The organism is Oleiphilus sp. HI0086 (assembly GCF_001635225.1).
The window spans coordinates 1-642 of sequence record NZ_LWFZ01000530.1 but is presented as its reverse complement, the minus strand read 5'-3'; the positions used below and the strand labels follow the sequence as shown (position 1 = coordinate 642).

The window sequence follows — 642 nt, the reverse complement described above, 5'->3', positions numbered from 1 at the left end:
TCGAACGCTATTCATATCTTCTAGTGTGCTGAAGACGTAGATTCGGCCTTCCATGCGCATTTCACCATAGAATGGCTGGGCTGGCGCTACAGTGCCTTCAATCAGATCAATACTTGGAATACCTGAACGCTTCTTCTTATCTTCGCCTGTCAAAGCAAACTTTAGGGTTTCGCCTTTAGGGCCTGCACCGATGCGTGCAACCATGTAAGCAGTATGCCCAGTCTTAAGGAAAGATTGGTATAAGGCTTTATCATAGAAAAAGTAAATACGGCCATCGTGGTGTACTTCATATAATGCCGGTACCTTTACTGACATCTTTGTTTGCGTTTGCATTGTTTCAGACGCTGAAGTAGCTTCTTTTGTATCCGTGCTTGCGCACGCAGCTACACCAAGAGCCATAACCGTTGATAAGCCAAGTATACGTAGTTTCTGTGCGATCATTGCTTGATTCCCGTTTTGTGTGTGATACGACCAATACAGGATATTAAGTTTTTATGACAGGAATGTTACAGGAAATGGGAAACCCTAATCATTGCTTGTTTTACGCCACCAGTTCTCAACACCAAGCTTATAGGGCGGCTGAGTGCTTGGACGAGCAAATCGATCCCAATAGGCAAGACGGTGGTAGTTTAGGTGCCAGTT

At 44.7% G+C, this 642-nt stretch carries 1 protein-coding gene; it reads right to left on the bottom strand.

Going from position 1 to position 642, the window contains the following annotated elements; translation table 11 throughout:
• The coding region (locus tag A3756_RS06470) for a hypothetical protein (RefSeq protein ID WP_068553123.1) at positions 1–441 on the bottom strand (441 nt) is incomplete at its 3' end.
• Between the last annotated feature and the right edge of the window lie 201 nt (positions 442–642).